Raw genomic sequence first — 21400 nt, forward strand, 5'->3', positions numbered from 1 at the left:
CGCGGGAAGGAGTTGCCATGTCCGACGAAGCCGTGGTGCGCGGCCGTGCCGAGCGGGTGCGGGTGGGGACCGCCGAGATCTTCGAGGTGTACGTCGAGTCCGACGACGCGGTGCTCCGGGAACTCGATGCGGACCCGGCCGGGATGATCCGGCGGTTCTTCGAGTCCCAGGGGCAGGTGGTGAACGGGGTCGCCCTGAACGACAACGGCGATCTGCCGCATCTGGGCGGGGGGCACTGGGCCCATGACAACAGCGATCAGGAGCGGTCCCACTGGTACCCGATCTACAAGTGAGGTGTGCAGGCTGCGGCGGCGGCCAGGAGGGCGGGCAGGGGGCCCTGGAACGGGCGCATCAGGGTGTTGACCTCGTGCCAGAAGCCGGGGGCGGGTGGGTCCGTCGCCATGCGGTGGGCCAGGTGGTCGAGGGTCGCGGTGTGCAGGGCGGCGCGGCCGCCGCCGGGTTCCTGGGTGTCGGCGTGGAAGGCGGAGGTCTGGCCGACGTGGCAGGCGACGGCGAGGGCGGGTTCACTGCCGGAGGAGCCAGTGGGGGCCGGTGGTCCAGCCGAGGAAGCGGCGGGCGGCGCCGGTCCCGGCAGGGCCGTGGCCGGCGGTGCCGCCGGGGGTGAACTCGCCGCCGGAGGTGATGAGGTGGAGGCCGGCCACGGCCGGGGCGAGGTGGGCGGGGTGGTCCCGGGTGATCTCGTCGAGGACGGCGGCCCGGGCGCGGGGCGGGCAGAGGGACAGGTGGAACAGCATCTGGCGCCAGGCGAAGGCGGCGTTCTTCACCACCGGCAGCGGACGGGGCAGGTGCCGGGCCTGCGTGGTCAGGCGGCAGACGGTGGTGAAGGCGCGCCGGGCGAGGGCGTCCCAGCCGTCGGGCGGGGTGATGGCGACCGGGCCGGCGAGGACGGCCAGGTTGTGGGTGGTGAGGATCTGCGCCTGCTCGATCACCGTGCCGTTGCCGGCCACCGACCGGGAGGCGTTCGTGCCGCCGGCGCGGCGCGCGCACAGGGCGGAGAAGTCCCAGGGGTCGGTGAGGGTGTAGACGCCGGCGCAGTCGATGCCGAAGTACCGTGCGTACAGGGTCCCTTCGAGCAGGTCTGCGGCGATCCGGGCGGCCGCGAGGTACTTCGGGGTGAAGCCGCCCATGAAGATGTCGGCGGCCAGCTCCTCCACGAACGGCAGCTGCGCGTCGGCCCGGCGGGCCAGCCCGGCCAGTTCGCTCACCAGCGGGTTGGGCAGGATCGTGCCGGGGAAGGTGCCCACGGCCAGTTCGCCGAGGCGGCGCAGCGTGGCGAGCCGGCTGTCGTGGGTGGCCGGGTCGGACTTCCCGCGATGGGGGTGCCCCCGGCTGAAGGCTGGGGGAGGTTCCGGGTAGCCGTTTTCGCCGTCAGGCGGACCGGTGTTCACCCGCGGTGGCGGTGGGAGCGGCCTCAAGCAGGTGCGGAATCCCGGAGTTCATGGGCCCTCGGTCCGCGGCCGCTCGCACTGTCAGTGGGGTGTGCAAGTCTTCGGGGAGTCGAAGTGCGAAACGGATGATGACCCCATGACGACATCAGTGACAGCCGAGAACGCCGGGTACGCCCGGTACACCTACCGGCTTCGCGTGTCGTCCACCGCGCTCGAAGCCCTAATGGGCGAGTGGGGCCGCTGTCGGTGGATCTGGAACGAGTGCGTCGCCAAGTCCCGGCAGACCCACCTGTGGAACCGCAGCCGCCCGGAAGGGACGGAGAAGCGGACGTGCGGTCCAGCCCTGCTCAGCAAGATGCTGACCGAGGCACGCGTCAAGACGGCGTGGCTGCGTGCGGGAAGTTCGGTTCCGCAGCAGCAGATCATCCGGGACTTCGCCAGGTCCCGGGCGAAGGCGCAGAAGGACATCAAGGCCAGGCTGCCGATGAAGCAGCGGGCCGGTATGCCCAAGCCGAAGAAGAAGCGCGAGGCGTTGCCCACGCTCAACTACACCAGGCACGGGTTCCGGATCAGGGAGGACAGGCTCCACCTCGCGGGCGGCATCGTGCTGACCGTGGTCTGGTCGCGGGACCTCCCGGCCGACCCGTCGTCGGTCCGGGTCCGTCAGGACGGCATCGGACACTGGTACTGCTCGTTCGTCGTCCCCGCCACCACCGAGCCGCTTCCCTCGACCGGTGCGGTGATCGGCATCGACTGGGGCGTCAAGGAGATCGCGACCACCACCAGCGACACCCACGACCTGCCCCACCCCGAGCACGGCAGGAAGGCCGCCGCCCGGCTGGCCCGGTACGACCGGATGATGGCCCGACGCCGGCCCGCCAAGGGACAGGCCGGGTCGAAGGGCTACAAGCACGCCAAAAAGCAGCGTGCCAAGGCACACAAGAAGGTCGCCCGGCAACGTCAGGACACTGCCCGCAAGTGGGCCAAGGCCGTCGTCCGCGACCATGACGCAATCGCCGTCGAAGACTTCAGGCCGAAGTTCCTCGCCAAGACCACCATGGCCAAGAAAGCCGCCGACGCCACCATCGGCTCGGTCAAGCAGGCCCTGATCAAGATGGGCCGCAAGCACGGACGCGCCGTGCACCTTGTCCACCCCGCGCACACCACGATGGACTGCGCGCGCTGCGGAGCGAGAGCCAAGCACGCACTGCCGCTGGGAATGCGCACCTACACCTGCACCGCCTGCGGAACCGTCTCCCCACGGGACAAGAACTCCGCACGCGTGATGCTCGTCAGGGCTGGTCTGTGCCCTGCTGATGTCGAGAGCGGAAGACCTCCCGGATCGCCGGTCCGAAAGGCTGCTTGAGTCAGAAATCCCACGGCTTCAGCCGGGGGAGCAGTCAATGAGCTACACGTCGCTGGCTGGCTGGCTGGGGGGGTGGGGCCGGGGGCGGCAATATCCGCGCCCGCGCCCGGTCAGGCGTCGCGGGTGCCTGCCGGTGCGACGGTTCAGGTGCCGGTCGGGGCGGGTGCGGGGAGGAGGTGCCGGGCGACCAGGTCGGCGTGGACCTGCTCCAGGTGGGAGGTCTCGCCGGCGGCGGGGTTGGGTCCCGTCGCCGTCGGGACGGTGACGCCGGCCAGCGGGTCGTCCGTGCGCGGGGCCGTGAGGCCGAGGACGGCGCCCACGTCGGGAGCGGCCTTGTCACGGGCGGTCAGGCACGGCAGGTTCCAGCGCCGCTGCACGGTCCTGAGCACGCTGGTGTGGTCGAGCGGGGTCGTCCCGTCGGGCACCCGGAAGACGGTCCCGGCCGGGATGAGGGGCGAGACCAGCAGCGCCGGCACGCGGACCCCGTAGCGGGTGAAGTCGAAGCCGAACTCGCCGGGCGAACCGTCCGGCGCCACCGCGCCGTTCGGCGGCGGCACGTGGTCGTAGCAGCCGCCGTGCTCGTCGTAGGTGATGACCAGCAGCGTCTTGTCCCAGCCCGGCCCCTGGCGAAGCGCGTAGTACACGTCGTGCATGAGCTGCTCGCCCAGGGCGACGTCGTAGTTGGGGTGCTGGCTGTTGCCGGTGGAGGACCAGCTCGGCTCCAGGAACGTGAACGCGGGCAGGGTGCCGTTCGCCGCGGCCTTCCGGAAGTCGGTGAACACGCCGAAGTGGGAGGCGTCCGCGGCCTGGATGTCCGGGAAGTTCCCCCGGGTGAGCGGCTGCGCGCTGTAGCCGTACACGGCCCAGCCGAGGTTGTTGCGGGAGAGCAGGCCGAAGATGGACGGCACGGTGAACGTGTGGGTGGCGTCGTCCATGTGCCCCTGACTGGTGGCCGCGCAGGCGAACGCCCGGTTGGGCAGCGTCTCGGTCGGCGCGGGGGCGTACCAGTGGTCGCACACGGCGTAGCCGCGGGCCAGCGCGGACATCACGGGGAGCGTCTGCGGCGCGAAGCAGCCCATGATGCTGTGCGCGGTGGTGCCCGGGTAGACCGAACGGCCTTGCTGCGCCCGCAGGGTGAGGGTGGTGGCGAAGTTGGTGACGAAGCCGTGGTTGCCCGGGGGCTGGGTGCCGGGGGCGGTGGTGCCGTACAGCTGCTGGTTGGTGGCCTGGAAGCCTTCGCCGGGGTCCGCGCCCGGCATGTAGTACGCGCCGGGGGTGGTCGGCTCGATGCGGAAGACCGGGGCCTGCGCGCCGGTCGGGTCCGGGTTGGACTCCTGGCCGGTCAGCCCCTCGTAGGGGTGGCCGGCGGGAGAGACGTTGCCCTGGTCGGTGTAGAGGAAGCCGAGCATGTGGTCGAACGAGCGGTTCTCCAGCATCAGGACCACGATGTGGTCGATGGCCCCGAGTTGGTCGGCGGTCGTCATGTCTGCGCCTCCAGGTGATTCCGTAGCGTTTACATCCGGGCACGAAGCGTAGTCGACGGAGGGTCCTGGCCGGGCCTCGCGGCGCCGTCGCGGGCGGGGCGGCGGGGCCGCGCGAGGGCGGGCGGGCGGATCTGACCTGACGGTATGACCACGGGGGTCGGCAGACGGTTTGTCAGAGGGGCCTGCCAGGATGCCCCCATGCTCGCGACCTGTCCTGACCTGGGCCTTACCGGCCCGCTGCCCATGCCCTCGCTGTGCGGGGAGTTCGAGGTGCACCTGACCGTGGAGGCCGGTGCCGCCGACGCGCTGGCCGCGTGGGCCGCCGGCCACGGCCTGGCGTTCACCCACATCCTGCTCGCCCGGGGCGCCGCGGTGTCGCAGCCGATGCTCACCCTGCGTGCGTCCGGCACGCTCGACGAGGCCGCCGCGGCGGCCGCCCGGGCGGCGGAGCGCCTGGCGGGTGCGGGGTTCGCCGTGCTGCGGGCGAAGATCGAGGCCGCGCCCTGGGCGGACGGCGTCCCGGCCTCGGACCCCGAGGCGGCGCAGCACGGGCCGCTGCGGTACTTCGAGCACCACGTCAAGCTGCTGCTCACCGCCGGCGAGGACACCGACCGGTTGGCCGCGCTGGCCGTGCGGCACGGCGCGCACCTGTCGCGCAACGTGCGCCGGGTGCGGGCGGACGGGCTGCGCGAGCGGTTCGTCACGCAGCGCTGCCGCCTGGTGGGGCTGGCCACGGCCGGCCGGCGGCTGGAGGCGCTGCTGGCCGAGCTGGCGGCGGAGGCGCGTCATGTCGCCTCGGTGGAGCGGGAGTTCGTCGCCCTGGACAGCGACGAGGCGCTGGACGCGGGCTGGATCGCCGAGGGCCGTACCGGAGCGTGGCGCGGAGAGGGCGTGGCGCGGTGACCGACGACCGGATGGTGGCGTGGGAGGGCCTGCCGTACGGGCCGTGGGAGGACGCGGTGCTGCCGAAGCGGCCTCCGTCGGAGGAGATCCGCGCGGAGCGGGACCTGCCCCGGAGCGTGCGCCCGATCGACGACGCGGCGGTCACCCAGCAGCCCGTCTTCGACCCCGCCCTGGCCGGGTACGCCCGGGCGCTGCGGCCCAGCGAGCCCGCCTTCGCCGACCCGCAGGTCGCCGCGCGCTGGCTGGCCGCCCGGCGGGAGGCGCTGAACACCGTGCTCTCCGCCGTCGCCCGGTCCGCGTGGGCGGAGCACCTGGTGCTGCGCGGCAGCGTGCTGCTGCGGGCCTGGTACGGCGAGGAGGCCCGCGAGCCGGGCGATCTGGACTTCGTGGTGCGGCCGGCGGACTGGCTGCTGGAGGACGAGCGCACCCACCGCATGATCGGTGAACTCGCTGCGGGCGCCGAGCAGTTGTCGGAGCAGTTGGCAGAGAAGCTCTCCGGGCAGGGTGGGCGGGTGCGGCTGCACGCCGACCGGGCGGTCTGCGACGAGATCTGGACCTACGGCCGCGTGCCCGGCCGCCGCCTGGTGCTGCCGTGGACGGCGCCGGGCGTGCCGGAGGGCACGGTCCAGCTGGACTTCGTCTTCACCGAGCACCTGCCCGCCGAGCCGCAGCGCTGCGAACTGCCCGGCGTCGACGGCGAGTTGGTCACGGCCACGCCGGAGCTGTCGCTGGCCTGGAAGATCCTCTGGCTGATCTCGGACAACCACCCGCAGGGCAAGGACCTCTACGACGCGGTGCTGCTCGCGCGCTCCGCGGACGTCCCGTACGAGCTGCTGCGGGACGTGTTCCTACAGGCGGACGAGAGCGTGGCGCGGTGGCCGGTGGTGCCCGACCAGATCGAGGAACTCGACGTCGACTGGGACGAGTTCGCCAAGGACCACCCCGGCTTCGCGGAGCCGGTCGAGGAGTACCCGGCGCAGCTGCTCGCCGGGCTCGCCGCGACCTTCGCCGGGCGCAGCGAGTACGCGCTGCGCGCGCTGTGGCTGGCGCCGCTGGTGGAGGAGCTGCGGGAGGTGCTGGCGCGCGAGGGCATGGAGGCGGTGCAGCGCCACCTGGCGGAGCGCCACATGCCGACGGGCGACTCCCTTGTCGTGACCTGCGAGTTGCTGGGCGGCGACCTGGAACAGGCCCGCCGGGCCGTGACCGCGCACTTCGGGGGCGAGTCGGACTGGCGCGCCGCGCTGGTGCGGGAGGCCTTCGACCGGTTCGCGGCGGAGTGCGGGCCGGGAGGAGGGGAGGCGTGAATCTGTCGTTCGAGCCGCCGCCCCCGTACGACCTCGGGCCGGACCCGGACCTCGGGCTGTGGCTGGCCGAGGTGGCCCGCGAGACGGACCGGATCGTCCACCTCGGGCCGGACGACGGCCGCGGGCACGGGCAGTTGTGCTGGGACGTGCTGGAGCCCACCGGGCTGCTCCGGCCGCACTGCGGGCACTGCACGCACGGGCACGGCGGACCGCGGAGCGCACAGCAGGCGGACTCCGCGCTGAAGATCCACGTCCCGCCGCAGGAGGCGGCGCCGTGGATCGCCGCCACGCTCGTCCGCAACCTCGTCTTCCGGGGCGAGGAAGGGGACGTACGGCCGGTGGCCGAGGCCGTCGGCGCCGGCCTGGTGGCACTGCTCGGCCCGCAGGCCCAGTGGCGCGCCAACGGCTGCGTCGCGTACCGGGAGGGCGCGCGGGGCAACGTCGGGTGGAGCCCCGTCACCGAGGCGACCTTCGACGCCGCCGTCGTCGGGATCGGCAACGGTCACGCCGTGGTGATCGTGGCGACCGGCGAGGACTGATGCCTCCCGCTCCTTCTAACCATGGCAGAACTATTGACGGGTTATCAGCTCTGATTGCATGGTGATAGCTCGCTCGTTCATTTCAGCTCTCAGCTCTCAAGTCGAGGTGCGGGGATGGCCATGCGCAGCAGGGTTGCCGGGCTGGTGTCGGCCGGGGTGATGCTCGCCGTGTGGCGGGGGTGCAGTTCACGGCGGCGGGTCCGGCGGACGCGGCGCCGCCGTGCTACAGGTTCTGGAACCTGCACGGCGGCGAGACGATGTGTCCGACGTACGACGTGTTCAGGGTGGTTCTGGGCTGCGTGCACGACGGTGCGACCTACACCGTCGAAGGCCCGTGGGTCCGCCGAGGCGAGATCTCGTCGGCGCGGTGCAACAGCGGCGACCCGCTGGAGAAGGCGACGAACCCGCCGACTGTGTGGTGGGAAGAGGGCTGATCCGGGGGGATGCGGGGCGGCCTGCCCGGGCCGGCGTTACGGCCGGCCCGGGCGGAAGTCCGCGTCCGGGTGCTCGGGTTCCTCCGGCGGCAGGCCGGTGTAGGCGCGCAGGGCGGGGCCGGTGTCGGGGAGGCCGAGGGAGGAGAGCGCCTTCCGGACGGCGGAGCCGGAGAGCCAGTTGTCGTACCAGTCGGCGGGGAGCCGGTCGGCCAGGGTCCGCAGGAAGTCCCTTTGCCCGGGCGGGAGTTCGGAGAAGACGGCGGGACCGGCCGGGGCGACGGCGGCGCGCAGGGCCTGCGGGGCGAGGTCGTTGACGGCGCGGATGCTCATGAAGCGCAGGCAGTGGGCGACAGCGGTCAGGATCCCGTCCTCGTCCTCGTCCCGGGCGGGGGCCAGGAGGGCGAGGAGGGTGCGGGCGGTGTAGCCGTGGAGGTCGCCGTCGCTGTGGTCGGTGCCCGGCTCGGGGGCGGGGCGGGAGGCGAACGCGGCGAGTTCGGCGACGACGCGGGCGGTCACGCGGGCATCAGGCGCCTCGCCGGTGCGCAGGGCCGCCAGGCGGGCCAGGGCGGTGGCGGCGGCCCAGCGGGTCAGCGGGTGGCCGGCGTCGAGGTAGGGACGGAGCCGGTCGGCCAGGCCGGAGTCGGCGAGGAGCCCGACCGCGACCAGGGCGGTGGCCGCGACCACCGGGTCCTGCTCGTCTTCGAGACGCTCCAGCAGCGGGGGCAGGCTCTCGGCGGCCGCCTCGGGGAACCAGCCCAGCAGGTAGGCAATCCGGGTACGGATCGCGGCGTCCGGATCGTCGAGAAGGACGCGCAGGCGCGGCAGTTCGGCGCGGACGGCGTCGTAGGAGCGCAGCGCGCCCTCGCGGGCGTCGGCCGGGTGGCCGGCCGCGACGTGGTCCCTCCCCCGCCGGAGCGCGTGCAGCCGCTTCTCGTCCGTCTCGGCGGCGATCTGCTCGTCGTACCAGCGCAGGTTCTCCTCGGGGGTGACGACGGCCGCGCGCCAGGCGGCGGTGTCGATGCCCAGGGGGAGGTCGTACGTGTCGTGCCAGTCGACGGCCAGGCGGGTCAGGAGCCACAGCGCACCGACCCGCGCGGAGGGCGGGCCGGCGGCGGCGATCCGGACGAGGAACGGAACGGCGTACGGCGACGCCGAGTAGCGGGTGCCCTGGTGGAAGATGGTGCCGGAGAGCCGCTCGAAGGCTTTGCCGCGAGCCGTCCCGTCCGGCCCGCACACGGCCCGCAGGTCGTCGGGCACGTCCCCGGCACTGCCGTAGGCGTGCCCCAGCGCCGGCCAGTCGATGTCGTCCAGGCCGTCCAGCAGGTCGTCGGGTGCGCTCATGATCCACACCCTCGCACACGGCACCGACAGCGCCGGGGCGGGGAGGCGTCGGACGGTTTACTCGCGGTGCTCGCGGATGGTGGTGGCGGCGAAGGAGACGGCGAGCAGGAGGGCGAGGGCCAGGAGGACGAGGCCGAGGACGATGGCGGTCCAGCCGCCGCTGGTGAGGTTGTCCAGCTGCTCCCGGTAGGTGCTGTCGTGGGGTTCGGGCATCCCGTCGGTGACGGGTCCGGTGACGCGGGCGTGGCAGACCTCGCCCGGGGACATGGGGTGGCCGTAGCAGGTGGGGACGGCGGTGTGGAGCTTGTCGAGGCCCAGGAGGAGCAGGCCGGCGCCCGCGACGAACAGCACGAGCACGATCAGCACGGCCAGGGCCTTTCCGTACGGGCGTTTCCGGCGCGTTCGTACCCCGGGCTGCGTGGCCGAATCCCGACCCCGCCGTGGTGTGGGGCACACGACGGGGCGACAGCGTTTGCGGTGGAGCGGGTGTCAGGCGTTGGGGTAGATCGGGGTGTTGCTGTCGGAGTGGCTCCAGCCGTACTGCTGGTTCAGCGGCGGGCCGGAGCCCTGCCAGGTGGTGGTGAGGAGGTAGGAGTCGCCCGGGCCCCGGCCCTCGGTGGTGGTCAGGCAGGCGGAGTCGGCGTTGCAGAGGCTTTTGTTCTCGTCGAGCGTCCAGCGCTGGTGCGGGTCGCCGGCGTTGCAGCCCACGGCCGCGGCGGTCGGGTTGTCCCACGGGCCCATGGCGGGGCGACCCCACAGGCACCGGCCGTCGTTGGTGCTGTGGATGAGGCCGTCGTTGCCCCAGAACCAGAACTGGTTCCACGTGCCCGCGCACGGCTTGACGACGACCGGCCGGCCGTCGCCGTTGATCTGCCTGTATTCGTCCATGCAGAAGTAGGTGCCGTTGTCGGACGGCGGCCGGTAGAGGGCGACGAGGTAGCCGTAGGCGTAGGGCTGCGGGTTGGCCGGGGCCGCCTGTGCGGCGGACGGGGCGGCCAGGCCCAGACCGAGCGCGAGCGTCACCGCCGCGACGGTCTTTCGCGTACGTTTCATGAACTCACACCTTCCTGATGGTCGGCCGTTGGTGTGGCCGGCTGGGCCATGCTGGCGAGCGGTGTGCGGCGGCCGGAAGCATTCCGAACGATCCCGAACAGGGCGTGGTTTTGAGCTGGGATGTACGGAACTCGCCATCGCGTGCATGTCAGTTGACGGCGGTTGCGGGGCGTGGTGAGACTGAGGACGGCGGAGCGCTGGTGCGCGGTCTCGGCGGGGAGGCGAGGTTGTGGGCACGTCGTCACAGGTGAGCGGTGCGGCGGTGCCGTGTACGTGCCGGGCGGGCCACGCCCGGGCCACGGCGGCCCTGACGGGGGTGCGCACGCTGGACGGGCTGGCCGCGTGCCTCGCCCAGCTACGGCAGGAGGCCGGTAACCCCTCCTTCACCACCATCGCGCGGCGCATCGGCGCCGCCAGGACCGTGCGGGGCGTCCCGGCGGGAGAGCGCACGCCCGGCCGGATCACCGTCTACGACTGCTTCCGCGCCGGGCGCCGGCGCATCGACGTCGAGCTGCTGTCGGACATCGTGCGGGCGCTCGGCGCGGACCCCGCGCCGTGGCGGCACGCCCACCGGGCTGCGTCCGGGCGCGGCCTGCCCGCTCCGGTGCGGCGTTGAGCACGGCGTTGAGCAAACACTGACACAGGTCGGTAATTCGGTCACAGTCGAGTCAAATCGCCCGGGGCGCGCGGACAGTGGGTCGACACTGTGCGGCATGAGGTCGACGCGCGGTGGTTTGGCTGTCCTGCTGGTCTCGATGGTGCTGCTCACCGGCTGTTCGGGGCAGGGCGGCGGCAGCCCGGCGGCGCCGGCGCCGCCTACGCTGGCAACCGGGAGCGCGGCTCGGGCGGTGGCCACGTTCACTCCGAAACGTGCGGCCTCGCCGGGCGAACTGCAGGAGACCGCCGGGCAGTTGCAGAAGCGGGCCGCCGCGCTGGAGATGGCGGGCGTTCAGGTGGAGGTCAGCGGTGGCTCGATCACGGCGTCGGCCGTCGGGGGCACGCGGGAGCAGTTCGCGGCACTGGCCGAGCAGGGGCAGCTCGGGTTCCGGCCGGTGCTCGCGCTCGCGCCGTCCGGTGTGGGTGGGAGTGCGCCGGTCCAGGGTGCGGCGCCGGCTGCCGGGCCGGCGGCGGCGTTCGGGGCACTCGACTGCGGCGACCCGGCGCAGCGGACCGACCGTCAAAGTGCGCCCGAGGCCGAGGCTGTCGCCTGCAGCCACGCCGAGCAGCAGGGAGTCTGGTTCAAGTTCGTGCTCGGGCCCGTCGCGGTGGACGGGAAGGACGTGTCGGCGGCGCGGGCCGTCCTCGACGACCGGAACGGTGCCGGGTGGCAGGTCGACCTGTCCTTCGACGCCGCCGGGGCGAAGGCGTTCGCCGACGTCACCGGCCGGCTCGCCGCGCAGGTCCCGCCGGGCAACGAGTTCGCGATCGTGGTGGACGGCGCGGTCGTGTCGCACCCTTACGTGGCCTCCGCGATCACCGGGGGCGCGGCGGTCATCTCCGGGTCCTTCACGGCGGACGAGGCCCGGAAGCTGGCGGCACAGATCTCCAACCGTCTCACGGTGGCGCTGACGCTGACGGACACCACGACGCCGTAGGGGCCGGCGTGCGCGCCGGGGTTGGGGCTCTACGCTGCCCGCATGCTCGCCGAGCGGCAGCAGCGGGGGCGCAAATAGCTGACTCTTCGTCATAGTGCGGTGCTCGTCGAAGAAGTGGCATGCACACCCCTAGGCAACCGGCCGGTAGCCCCTCTACCGTCGACTCCCCGTGGCTTCGACGGAAGAGCTCGCCGTGCACCGACGCCCCCACTCCCCCAGAATCGCGGCCGCCGTCCTCTCGGTGGCCCTTCTCATCACCGCGGCCCTCACCACCACCCCCACCTCGGCCGCCCCCACCCCCACCGAATCCGCTGCCGCTGCCGCTGCCGCTGCCGGCGACTACTGCGGCGGGCGGTGCCTGGACATCCTGCCGCCCGGTGAGAACGGCAACGCCACCCTCGCCGAGATTCTCCTCAACCGGATGTTCGGCAGCCGCCCTGCGCACACCGACGACCAGCTCGGCCCGTACGCGGGGCTCGCGGCCGGCTACCCGGGGCTCACCGAGGCCGGGCTGCGCGACTTCTTCAACGATGCCTCCTTCGGCGTGCCCGCCGACCAGGTGGCGAGCACCGCCAGCCCGCGCGGCGACGTCACGATCGTGCGCGACAAGGCCACCGGTGTCCCGCACATCACCGGTACCACCCGCTACGGCACGGAGTTCGGCGCGGGCTACGCGGCCGCGCAGGACCGGCTGTGGGTGATGGACCTGTTCCGGCACGTCGGGCGCGGGCAGTTGTCCGGCTTCGCCGGGGGCGCGGCGGCCAACCGGCAGCTGGAGCAGACGTTCTGGCAGGCCGCGCCGTACACCGAGGCGGAGCTCCAGCAGCAGATCGACGTCCTCGCCGCGCGCGGCGGCCGGGCCGCGCAGGCGCTCGCGGACGCGTCCGCCTACCTCGACGGGATCAACCAGTACGTCAGGGAGGCGTACGACGGCCGATACTTCCCCGGTGAGTACGACCTGACCGGGCACATCGACCCGATCACCAACGCGGGGACGATCGAGCCGTTCAAGCTCACCGACCTGGTCGCCCTCGCCTCCGTGGTGGGCGCACTGTTCGGCTCCGGCGGCGGCGGTGAACTCGCGTCCGCCCAGGTCAAGTTGGCGGCCGAGGCCCGGTACGGCAAGGACGCCGGCGACGCGGTGTGGAGGTCGCTGCGCGAGGCGGACGATCCGGAGGCCGTCCAGACGCTGCACGACGGGCAGCGCTTCCCGTACGCGACCGTGCCCGACGACCCGCAGGGCGCGGCGCTGCCCGACCCGGGGTCGGTGGTGCCCGAGCGGGTGGTCTACGACGCCACCGGGTCGGCCGGTCAACTGGCCACCGCCGCACCGGGGGTGCTGCCGGGCAACCTGCTCAGCGCACGGCACGGGATGTCCAACGCGCTGCTGGTCTCCGGCGCGCACACCGACGACGGGCACCCGGTGGCGGTGTTCGGGCCGCAGACCGGGTACTTCGCGCCGCAGCTGCTGATGCTGGAGGAGCTGCAGGGCCCGGGGATCAGCGCGCGCGGCGCGGCGTTCGCGGGCCTGAGCTTCTACGTGCAGCTCGGGCGCGGGCAGGACTACGCGTGGAGCGCCACCTCGGCCGGGCAGGACATCACCGACACGTACGCCGTGCCGCTGTGCACGACCGACGGGTCGCCGGTGACGACGTCCGCCAACGCCTACATGTGGCACGGCAGTTGCGTGCCGTTCGAGCGGCTTGAGCGCAAGAACGCGTGGAGCCCGACGACCGCCGACTCCACGCCGGCCGGCTCGTACACGCTGGTGATGTACCGCTCCGACTACGGCCTGGTGACGGCCCGCGGCACGGTGGGCGGGGCGCCGGTGGCGTTCACCTCGCTGCGCTCCACCTACCGGCACGAGGCGGACTCCATCATCGGGTTCCAGGAGCTGAACGACCCCGGCGCGGTGCACGACGCGGCGAGCTTCCAGCAGGCGGCGCAGGACATCAACTACACGTTCAACTGGTTCTACGCCGATTCGCGCGACATCGCGTACTACAACTCCGGCGCGAACCCCGTCCGCGCCCCCGGGGTCGACCCCGGCCTGCCCGTGCTCGCCCAACCCGCCTACGAGTGGGTCGACTTCGACCCGGTGGGCAACACCGCCCGCTACACCCCGGCCGCCGAGCACCCGCAGTCCGTCGACCAGGACTACTACATCTCCTGGAACAACAAGCAGGCCACCGGCTACACCACCGCCGGCTTCGGCAACGGCTCGGTGCACCGCGGCAACCTGCTGGATGCCCGGGTCAAGTCCCTGCTCCAGAACGGCGGGAAGGCGAGCCGGGTCTCGCTCGCCCAGGCGATGGAGAGCGCCGCCGTCACGGACCTGCGGGCCGAGGACGTGCTGCCCGACCTGATCCGGGTCCTGCGCAGCGCGCCCGTCACCGACCCGGCCGCCCTCGCGGCCCTCCAGCAGCTGGAGGCGTGGCTGGCCAACGGCGGTACGCGGCACGAGACTTCGGCGGGCAGCCACGCGTACGCCGACGCCGACGCGATCCGGGTCATGGACGCCTGGTGGCCGCTGCTGGCGGACGGCGTGATGCGGCCGGGGCTCGGCGACCAGCTGTTCACCGCGCTGACCGGGGCGCTGCAGATCAACGAGTCGCCCTCCGGCGGGCAGAGCGGCCCCGGCGGCGGTCCGGCGAGCGCCAACGAGTCGATCCCGCACAAGGGTTCGGCCTTCCAGTACGGCTGGTGGAGCTACCTGGACAAGGACCTGCGCGCCGTCCTCGGCGACGGCGTCGCGGGCCCGCTGGCGCGCCCGTTCTGCGGCGCCGGCGACCTGGCCGCCTGCCGCGCCGTCCTGCTCGACACCCTGACGCGGGCCGCCGCCCGGACCCCCGCCCAGGTCTACCCGGGCGACGGCGACTGCGCGGCCGGCGACCAGTGGTGCGCCGACACCATCATCCAGCGCCCTCTGGGCGGGGTCACCGACGCCAAGACCACCTGGCAGAACCGCCCCACCTACCAGCAGGTCGTCCAGTTCCCCGCCCACCGCTGAGCGGCTGGCACTTCGTGGACTCCCGCCTCACGCGCGGGAGTCCGCGATAGATGCCGTGAGGGACGGAACGCTTGCGACGTCGTGCGCCAGATCCGAGAGCCAGGCCGGCGCATGGTGCGCACGCACGATCTCGCCGAGGGTCGCCCGCAGCCGGTGACGACTACGTCCCGAGCTGACGACTTCCAGCAGAGGAGGCATGGTGACCATGACCGACTCGCCATCACGCCACGCTTGGGCGCGTACGGCGGCCTCCAACAGGGCGGCACTGTAGGAGATCTCCCTTCGCCCGTTCGAAGCCGTCTCCCTGGAGAGGTCGAGCGCGCGCTGGATTCCGGACATTGCCGCCGCCGGATCCCCCAGGGACAGATACGACTCGCCTTGGTGTCCTGCCAGTTCGCGTTCGTTGACCCACCACGCCCACGACGGATCCCGGGACGCTATCGATTCGTTCAAAGCGCCTCGCGCCGCGTCCAGTTCAGTCAGCGTGCGCGCCCGGTCGCCGGTCTGGGCGAGGGCCCGCGCCTTTCGAATTCGCGCGAGCAGGACAACGCGAGGGGGAATGCGAGTCCGGGAGAGAATTTCGTCCGCGATGCGCAGAGCTTCCCCGGGACGCTGCTGGTGAACGGCCAACATCGCAAGCATGTCCAGCGCGAACCACTCCATGGGCCGGTCCCCGGCCTGGCGCGCCAACATGAGCGCCTCCATGAAGGCAGACCGCGACAACGTCGGCTGGTCCGCGTCGTACAGAAGCCACCCCGAAACCTCTGCCAACTCCGCAACGGTTTTCAGATACTCGCCCTGTGATCGGCTCGGAACCGTTCCACTGTCCAACCGCCGTTGGGCTGCACGCCAGACCTGGACGGCGGCATGGGCGACGTGATCTCCACCGAACCGGTTGTCGTGATCGAGGAACAGGCGGGCGCTGGCACGCATTCCGAAGATCTCGCCCTCAACGCCCTCCGGCGGCTCGGGGGCGGCAGGCATTACCGCATTCCCCGGGGCCAGTGCTGACAGCGTTCCGCGCAAGTCAAGCAGGTCGTCCAAGGCGTCGGCCAGCTGCGGGGAGGGATCCTGCTTTCCGTTCAGCACTCGGGAGAGGTACGCCGGGTCATACCTGAGAGCGCGGGATGCGGCGCGTGCGCTCATCCCCTTGGCCGCGAGAGCCTCGCGGGCACGGCTGGCGAAGTCCTTCAAGGCGCCTGCTCCGGGGTGGTGACTACCTGGTGACTACCAGTCTGTCACCACCAGTCAACTCCCGAAGGCCACCTACGACTGGCAAGCATGGATCTTCGAGACCCCGGCGACGCCTGGCAGCGCCCCGGGGCATGGCCAACCATGGCCAACCTGAAGGAAGCAGGCTGACATGCATGACCATAGCGACCTCCCGTTCACGGAGAGGGAAGCGAGGCCGAAAAGCGGTGATCGGCCGGTCGCCACGGCAGGTGAGTTCGCGTGTTGGCTGCCGCGCCATCGGAAGTCGGTGGGTGAGGCCCGCGGGATACTGCGCGGGTTCCTCGGGGGCTTGACCGGTGGTGAACCGTACGTGGCTGTCGGCGAGTTGGTTCTGAGCGAGCTCGTCACGAATGCCGTGCGGCACGCTCGCGCGCCACGAGACAGAAGGCTGTGGGTGCGATTCGAGTTGTCGCCGGGGGTGCTGCGCATCGAGGTGCACGACGCGAGCAGCGTCCGGCCGACGGTGCGCAGGGCAGGCGGGGACGACGAGGCGGGCCGGGGACTGTGGCTGGTCGAGCAGCTGTCGCAGCGGTGGGGTTGCTGTCCACGCGCGGGCGGGATCGGCAAGGCGGTGTGGGCGCTGGTCGGCCCGGCGGCCGGGCAACGGTCGCATCAGGTACGGGAGAGCGCGATCGGCAACGCGGTGAGAACGGACGGGCCATGACCGACATGAAGAGCGGCAACGCAGCCGCAGAGGCGGCAGCGGAGTTCCCGCACCCGGTCCTGGCCGAGATCGGGGGCGTGACGAAGACGGTCACGTTCGCCCGGCTCGCCGACGCCATGGACGCGGTGCGCACGAACCTGGCCCGGCTGCCGTTGGACGACGCGGACGCCGCGCACCTCGCGGAGTACTTCGCGCCGCACGCGCACGACCGTATCGCCCGCCAACTGGCCGAGGTCGGCGCGGTGCGCACGATCGCGTTCGTCGGGATCGAGGCCCACGTGATCTACCTGCGCCCGGCGGAGGAGGCGTGAAGTCCCCAACCAGGCACAGGATGCGGCAGGCGTGGAACTGGCTGCGCTACGAACCCGCCGATTGGTGGTTCCTGCACGTCTCGCGCAAGCCGGTCGCACGGGCGCTGCGGGCGGCCCGGCGCCGGCTCGATGAGGAGATGGCCGACCGGCAGCCGCCCGCGTCGGACACCGAGCCGCCGACATAGGCCCACGAGACTCCGCCCCACCGTGAGGCGAGGCGGTCTTGCACAGCTCGGCTCGCTGCGAGGAAGGTCCTCGCAGCGAGCCGCACCACGCGAAGGAGGCACACCCAGGATGACCCGAGCACCCGCACCACCGTGGGGCACCACCCGCATGCGGCCCTACCTCGACACCGGGCCGGTCGCCGCGCTCACCGCCGTGATCGACCCCAAGACCCAGGTCGCCGTCTACTTCGACGACCAGGGCCGCACGGTCGAGATGGGCAAGCACGGCACCAGCACGAACACCAGCAGCCCGACCAACACCGGCGGCGGTGACGGCCAGGGCGGCGGGCAGAACCAGCCGACCGACATAGACAGCATCCAGACCAACGACCAGGACCAGGGCGGCGGCTGATGGCCGGAGATCGGCAGCGGGCCGTGCTGGTCCTGACCAACTCCTACGACGCCACGGCCGACGTGGTGCTTCGCGTCCTGGCCGAACGACGCGTCCCGGTCGTCCGCGTGGACCCCGGTGTCGATCTGCACAACGGTGCCTCGCTGGCCGCCCGTTACCTCGCGGGCGGCCAGCGAGGCACCCTCACCACCACCTCGCGCACGCTCGACCTCGACCGCGTCCGCTCGGTCTGGTACCGCCGCCCGTCCATGTACGAGGCCCCGGCCGGCATGGACGGGCAGGACGCCGCGTTCGCCCGCGCCGAGGCGTATTGGGGCGTCGGCGGGATCATCGCCGCGCTGCCAGGTGCCCACTTCGTGAACCATCCGTGGCACAACCGGGCCGCCGAGCACAAGCCCGCTCAGCTCCACGCCGCGATCCTGTCGGGCTTCTCGGTCCCGGAGACGGTCATCACGACCGACCCCGAGCAGGCCCGCGCGTTCTGCGCGGGCCGGCCGCACGGGGCGGTCTACAAGCCCCTGTGGAACACGCCCTACCGAGACGGGGATGGCAAGGCCGTCCAGGCGTGGGTGTCCGAGGTGAAGCCGGAGGAGATCACCGACGCGGTCGCGGCCTGCCCGCACCTGTTCCAGGCGAAGATCCCGAAGGCGTTCGACGTGCGGCTGACCGCCGTCGGCGACCGGCTGTTCGCCGCCCGGGTCGACAGCCCGGACCTGGACTGGCGCCGCCGCCAGGACCTTCTCACCTGCACCCCGCTGCCCGTGCCCGACGAAATCGCCGGCGCTGTGGCCCGCTACCTGGCCGCGTTCCAGCTGGTCTTCGGCGCGTTCGACTTCGCCGTGACCGGCGACGGCCAGTGGTGGTTCCTTGAGTGCAACCCCAACGGCCAGTGGGCTTTCCTCCCCGAGGCGATGACCGACGCCATCGCCCACGCCCTCGCCGACCGACTCCGGAAAGGCCCCACCGCGTGACCACTCCCACCGAACTCCGCGCCGCCCTGGTCGACAAGCTCACCGCCGACGGCACCCTGACCGATCCGGCCTGGCGCGCAGGCGCGGCTGCGGTGCCGCGCGAAGCCTTCGTCGACGAGTACTTCCTGACCACCCCGGGCAGCATGCCCACCACCTACGAGCCGGTCCGCAAGGATTCGCCCGGATGGCTGGAGGGGATCTACCGGAACGAGACCCTGGTCACCCAACTCGACGGCCACCTGCGACCGTCCGACGTCCAGGGCCCGGTCACCGGCTCCCCGTCCTCCTCGTCCACCCTGCCGGCCCTCGTGCTCGGCATGTGGCAGCAGCTCGACGTCGAGGCCGGCCACCGCGTACTGGAGATCGGCACCGGCACCGGATACTCCACCGCGCTCGGCGCCTACCGTCTCGGAGACGGCAACATCGTCAGCATCGAGGTCGACCCCGGCGTCGGCGGGCGCGCCGCCGACGCGCTCAAGGCCGCCGGGTTCAGCCCCACCCAGGTCATCGGAGACGGCCTGGCCGGCCACGAGGACGGGGCCCCCTACGACCGGCTGATCGCGACCTGCTCCGTCCGCCACCTGCCGCAGCCCTGGCTGTACCAGGTGAAACCCGGCGGGAAGATCCTCGCCACCTTCTCGGGGTGGAGCTACGCATTCGGCCTGGCCCTGCTGACCGTCACCGAGCCCGGGTGCGCGAGCGGCCGGTTCCTGCCCGGCCACACCAGCTTCATGATCGCCCGCCCGCACGACCGGCCTCCGCGCCAGAGCATCACCCTCCTGTCCGGCGACGAGCGGCCCGCCGAGATCGACCCGTCCCTCCTCGGCGATTGGACCGGCAAGTGGGTCGCCCAGCTCGCCGCCCCGTCCGCTGAGATCCTCGGCAGCGGAGGAGAGCAGATCCTGGTGGACTTCGCCACCGGCTCCCACGCCCGCACCCAGCCGGACCCGGACGGCGGATGGACCGTCACCCAGCGCGGCCCGCTGCGTCTCTGGGACCAGGTCGAGACCGCCGTCAAGGCCTGGCAGCGCGAAGGAGCCCCGCACCAGCAGGGCTTCGGCATCACGATCGACGGCGGCGGCCAGCGCGTCTGGATCGGCAGCGAGGACGGGCCCGGCTGGAACCTGCCGGTGTAGACCGGAGCGGATCCTCGGAAAGGACCTGCGCTGACCGGCCCCTCGCCCCGCTTCTCGTCGGATTGACGAGAAGCGGGGCCACCCAATATCGTCAAGGCGACGAAAAGGGGTTCCACGATGGCCGACATCACCAGGCGCTTCGGCATGCGCCACCTGCGCGCCGTTCCCACCGCGCACATCCGCCACCTGCGCGGCGGCAAGGTCGCCCACGACGGGACGGGCCTGGCGTTCTGGTTCCGGCCGCTCACCGCGGCGATCTCCGAGGTGCCGGTGGACGACCGGGAGCTCGCGATGCTGTTCCACGCCCGGACCTCGGACTTCCAGGACGTCACCGTCCAGGCGACGCTCACCTACCGGATCACCGAGCCGGCCACCGCCGCGACCCGGGTCGACTTCGGGATCGACCCGGACACCGGGGCCTGGCGGGCGGCGCCGCTGGACCAGCTCGCCACGCTGCTCACCGAGACCGCCCAGCAGCACGCGCTCGGCCTGCTCGCCCGGACCCCGCTGGCCGCCGCGCTGGCGGACGGGGTCAGCGCGGTGCGCGAGCGGATGGCGGACGGGCTGGCCGGGGAGCCGCGGATCACCGAGACCGGGCTCGCGGTGATCGCCGTGCGGGTGGTGGCGCTGCGGCCCGAGCCGGAGGTGGAGCGGGCGCTGCGCACGCCGGCCCGCGAGCTGGTGCAGCAGGAGGCCGACCGGGCGACCTTCGAGCGGCGCGCGGTGGCCGTCGAGCACGAGCGCGGCATCGCCGAGAACGAGCTCGCCAACCGCATCGAACTCGCCCGCCGCGAGGAGCAGTTGCTCGCCCAGCAGGGCGCCAACAGCCGGCTCCAGGCGGAGGAGGAGGCGGTCGCCGACCGGGTCCGCACGGACGCCGAGGCGCAGCGCCGCACCCGGCTCGCCACTGCCGAGGCGCAGGCGGCGCGGGAGCTCGGGGAGGCGCGGGCGGCGGCCGAGGCGGCGTGGTTGGGCGCCCATCAGCAGGCGGATCCGGCGGTGCTGCGGGGGCTTGCGCTGATGCGGCTGGCCGAGCACCTGCCGCGGATCGACAGTGTGACGCTCACCCCGGACGTGCTGACCGGGCTGCTGGCCCGCCTGGGCGCCCCCGCGGCTGGTCCCGGGGCGGGTCCCGGGGTGGATTCCGGGGTGGGGCGGTGACGCCGGCGCCGCGGGTGGTGCTGGTGCACCGGCGCACCGAGTACGAGGAGCTGGTGGCCCGTCACGGCACGCCCGGGCAGGCGGCGTTCTTCCTGGCCTCCCGGGGCCGGTCGGCGCGGGAGGTGGAGGAGCGTCACCGGCGGCAGGCGGCGGCGCTGGCCGAGGCGGCGGCCGCGGTGCCGCTGGACTGGCGGCGCAGCCGGGTCGAGCGGGCGGATCTGCCGCGGTTCCTGTTCGAGCCCAGGGACGTGGTGGCGGTGGTCGGCCAGGACGGGCTGGTGGCCAACGTGGCCAAGTACCTGGACGGGCAGCCGGTGATCGGTGTGGACGCGGACCCGGGGCGCAACCCGGGCGTGCTGGTGCGCCACCGCGCGGGCGCGCTGGCGGCGCTGCTGCGGGCGGCGCCGGGCGGGGGCGGGGCGGTGGAGGAGCGGACGATGGTCGAGGCGGTCGCGGACGACGGCCAGCGGCTGCTCGCGCTGAACGAGGTGTACGTCGGGCAGCCGGGCCACCAGACGGCCCGCTACCGCCTGGCGGTGGACGGCGCCCCCGACGGCGGCCCCGAGGCGCAGGCGTCCTCGGGGGTGCTGGTGGGCACCGGCACGGGCGCCACCGGCTGGTGCCGTTCGGCGTGGCTGGAGCGCGGCGCCCCGCTCGCCCTGCCCGGGCCGGGCGCGCCGGCGCTGGCGTGGTTCGTCCGCGAGGCGTGGCCGTCGCCGGCGACCGGCACCACCCGCGTGCACGGCCTGCTGGACGCCGAAGAGCACCTGGTGGTGACCGTCGAGTCCGAGCATCTGGTGGCGTTCGGCGACGGCATCGAGGCGGACGCGCTGGAGCTCGTCTGGGGCCAGAGCGTGCGCGTCGGCGTCGCCGCGACCCGCCTGCGCCTGCTGGGCTGAGGGCCCTGCTC

The 21400-nt window shown here is 72.9% G+C and carries 23 protein-coding genes; 17 read left to right on the forward strand and 6 right to left on the reverse strand.

The genetic code is table 11. The features are described 5' to 3' along the window. Nucleotides 1-17: 17 nt before the first annotated feature. Nucleotides 18-293 (forward strand): hypothetical protein, encoded by a 276-nt coding sequence (locus tag KV557_RS19955; RefSeq protein WP_218202150.1) that lies wholly within the window; start codon nt 18-20, stop codon nt 291-293. Between the two features lie 231 nt (nt 294-524). Here the strand turns inward: KV557_RS19955 and KV557_RS19960 are convergent, their stop codons facing one another. Continuing rightward, the gene (locus tag KV557_RS19960; RefSeq protein ID WP_218202153.1) at nt 525-1409 is read right to left on the reverse strand and encodes a hypothetical protein; all 885 of its coding nucleotides are present in this window, start codon (nt 1407-1409) and stop codon (nt 525-527) included. Nucleotides 1410-1545: 136 nt separating this feature from the next. Here KV557_RS19960 and KV557_RS19965 point away from each other — a divergent pair, with 136 nt between their 5' ends. Further along, nucleotides 1546-2775 (forward strand): RNA-guided endonuclease InsQ/TnpB family protein, encoded by a 1230-nt coding sequence (locus KV557_RS19965; RefSeq protein WP_218202155.1) that lies wholly within the window; start codon nt 1546-1548, stop codon nt 2773-2775. 143 nt (nt 2776-2918) lie between these two features. Here the strand turns inward: KV557_RS19965 and KV557_RS19970 are convergent, their stop codons facing one another. Continuing rightward, nucleotides 2919-4259, reverse strand: coding sequence for an alkaline phosphatase family protein (locus KV557_RS19970; RefSeq protein WP_218202157.1), 1341 nt, complete (start codon nt 4257-4259; stop codon nt 2919-2921). Nucleotides 4260-4457: 198 nt separating this feature from the next. Between KV557_RS19970 and KV557_RS19975 the strand changes: the two genes are divergently transcribed. The 4 genes from KV557_RS19975 to KV557_RS19990 all read left to right on the forward strand — a co-directional run bounded on the left by KV557_RS19975 (nt 4458) and on the right by KV557_RS19990 (nt 7439). Beyond that, nucleotides 4458-5162 carry a hypothetical protein gene (locus tag KV557_RS19975; RefSeq protein ID WP_256177679.1) on the forward strand — a complete coding sequence of 235 codons (705 nt, stop codon included), beginning with the start codon at nt 4458-4460 and terminating at the stop codon, nt 5160-5162. Further along, nucleotides 5159-6466 (forward strand): nucleotidyl transferase AbiEii/AbiGii toxin family protein, encoded by a 1308-nt coding sequence (locus KV557_RS19980; RefSeq protein ID WP_308129980.1) that lies wholly within the window; start codon nt 5159-5161, stop codon nt 6464-6466. Before KV557_RS19975 ends, KV557_RS19980 begins: the two co-directional genes overlap by 4 nt. After that, nucleotides 6463-7005, forward strand: coding sequence for a hypothetical protein (locus KV557_RS19985; RefSeq protein WP_218202159.1), 543 nt, complete (start codon nt 6463-6465; stop codon nt 7003-7005). Before KV557_RS19980 ends, KV557_RS19985 begins: the two co-directional genes overlap by 4 nt. Before the next feature lie 170 nt (nt 7006-7175). Further along, entirely contained in the window at nt 7176-7439 is a 264-nt protein-coding gene (locus KV557_RS19990; RefSeq protein ID WP_218202161.1) for a hypothetical protein, read from the forward strand. A gap of 36 nt (nt 7440-7475) precedes the next feature. Here KV557_RS19990 and KV557_RS19995 read toward each other — a convergent pair whose 3' ends face one another. The 3 genes from KV557_RS19995 to KV557_RS20005 all read right to left on the reverse strand — a co-directional run bounded on the left by KV557_RS19995 (nt 7476) and on the right by KV557_RS20005 (nt 9833). Further along, nucleotides 7476-8780 carry a HEAT repeat domain-containing protein gene (locus KV557_RS19995; protein ID WP_218202162.1) on the reverse strand — a complete coding sequence of 435 codons (1305 nt, stop codon included), beginning with the start codon at nt 8778-8780 and terminating at the stop codon, nt 7476-7478. A gap of 57 nt (nt 8781-8837) precedes the next feature. Next, the gene (locus KV557_RS20000; RefSeq protein WP_218202164.1) at nt 8838-9146 is read right to left on the reverse strand and encodes a hypothetical protein; all 309 of its coding nucleotides are present in this window, start codon (nt 9144-9146) and stop codon (nt 8838-8840) included. Between the two features lie 123 nt (nt 9147-9269). After that, nucleotides 9270-9833: a ricin-type beta-trefoil lectin domain protein gene (locus KV557_RS20005; protein ID WP_218202165.1), complete on the reverse strand. Its 564-nt coding sequence runs from the start codon at nt 9831-9833 to the stop codon at nt 9270-9272. A gap of 229 nt (nt 9834-10062) precedes the next feature. On the opposite strand from KV557_RS20005, the gene KV557_RS20010 reads away from it, so the two are divergent. The 3 genes from KV557_RS20010 (at nt 10063) to KV557_RS20020 (ending at nt 14438) form a co-directional block, all read left to right on the forward strand. Next, complete coding sequence (locus KV557_RS20010) at nt 10063-10449, forward strand: hypothetical protein (RefSeq protein ID WP_308129981.1); 387 nt, start codon at nt 10063-10065, stop codon at nt 10447-10449. Between the two features lie 97 nt (nt 10450-10546). Continuing rightward, on the forward strand, nt 10547-11428 hold the full coding sequence (locus KV557_RS20015) for a SecDF P1 head subdomain-containing protein (RefSeq protein ID WP_218202166.1): 882 nt from the start codon (nt 10547-10549) through the stop codon (nt 11426-11428). A gap of 193 nt (nt 11429-11621) precedes the next feature. Next, complete coding sequence (locus KV557_RS20020) at nt 11622-14438, forward strand: penicillin acylase family protein (protein WP_374106652.1); 2817 nt, start codon at nt 11622-11624, stop codon at nt 14436-14438. Nucleotides 14439-14465: 27 nt separating this feature from the next. On the opposite strand, the gene KV557_RS20025 is transcribed toward KV557_RS20020, so the two are convergent. Further along, nucleotides 14466-15632 carry a helix-turn-helix domain-containing protein gene (locus KV557_RS20025; protein WP_218202168.1) on the reverse strand — a complete coding sequence of 389 codons (1167 nt, stop codon included), beginning with the start codon at nt 15630-15632 and terminating at the stop codon, nt 14466-14468. A gap of 169 nt (nt 15633-15801) precedes the next feature. Here KV557_RS20025 and KV557_RS20030 point away from each other — a divergent pair, with 169 nt between their 5' ends. The 8 genes from KV557_RS20030 (at nt 15802) to KV557_RS20065 (ending at nt 21389) form a co-directional block, all read left to right on the forward strand. Further along, on the forward strand, nt 15802-16335 hold the full coding sequence (locus tag KV557_RS20030; protein WP_218202169.1) for an ATP-binding protein: 534 nt from the start codon (nt 15802-15804) through the stop codon (nt 16333-16335). Then, entirely contained in the window at nt 16332-16646 is a 315-nt protein-coding gene (locus KV557_RS20035) for a hypothetical protein (RefSeq protein ID WP_218202170.1), read from the forward strand. The genes KV557_RS20030 and KV557_RS20035 overlap by 4 nt, the downstream gene beginning before the upstream one ends. Beyond that, nucleotides 16643-16831, forward strand: a complete 189-nt coding sequence (locus tag KV557_RS20040) for a hypothetical protein (protein ID WP_218202172.1) — start codon at nt 16643-16645, stop codon at nt 16829-16831. The genes KV557_RS20035 and KV557_RS20040 overlap by 4 nt, the downstream gene beginning before the upstream one ends. Nucleotides 16832-16940: 109 nt before the next feature. Then, entirely contained in the window at nt 16941-17222 is a 282-nt protein-coding gene (gene tgmA / locus KV557_RS20045; RefSeq protein WP_218202173.1) for a putative ATP-grasp-modified RiPP, read from the forward strand. Next, a complete protein-coding gene (tgmB, locus tag KV557_RS20050) occupies nt 17222-18193 on the forward strand; it encodes an ATP-grasp ribosomal peptide maturase (RefSeq protein ID WP_218202175.1) in 972 nt (323 codons plus the stop codon). Before tgmA ends, tgmB begins: the two co-directional genes overlap by 1 nt. Next, complete coding sequence (gene tgmC / locus KV557_RS20055; protein ID WP_218202177.1) at nt 18190-19329, forward strand: ATP-grasp peptide maturase system methyltransferase; 1140 nt, start codon at nt 18190-18192, stop codon at nt 19327-19329. Before tgmB ends, tgmC begins: the two co-directional genes overlap by 4 nt. Nucleotides 19330-19446: 117 nt before the next feature. Then, nucleotides 19447-20490, forward strand: a complete 1044-nt coding sequence (locus tag KV557_RS20060) for an SPFH domain-containing protein (protein ID WP_218202179.1) — start codon at nt 19447-19449, stop codon at nt 20488-20490. Further along, complete coding sequence (locus KV557_RS20065; protein WP_218202180.1) at nt 20487-21389, forward strand: NAD(+)/NADH kinase; 903 nt, start codon at nt 20487-20489, stop codon at nt 21387-21389. The genes KV557_RS20060 and KV557_RS20065 overlap by 4 nt, the downstream gene beginning before the upstream one ends. Nucleotides 21390-21400 lie beyond the last annotated feature (11 nt).

This window comes from Kitasatospora aureofaciens (assembly GCF_019192735.1).
Classification (GTDB): Bacteria; Actinomycetota; Actinomycetes; order Streptomycetales; family Streptomycetaceae; genus Kitasatospora; species Kitasatospora aureofaciens_A.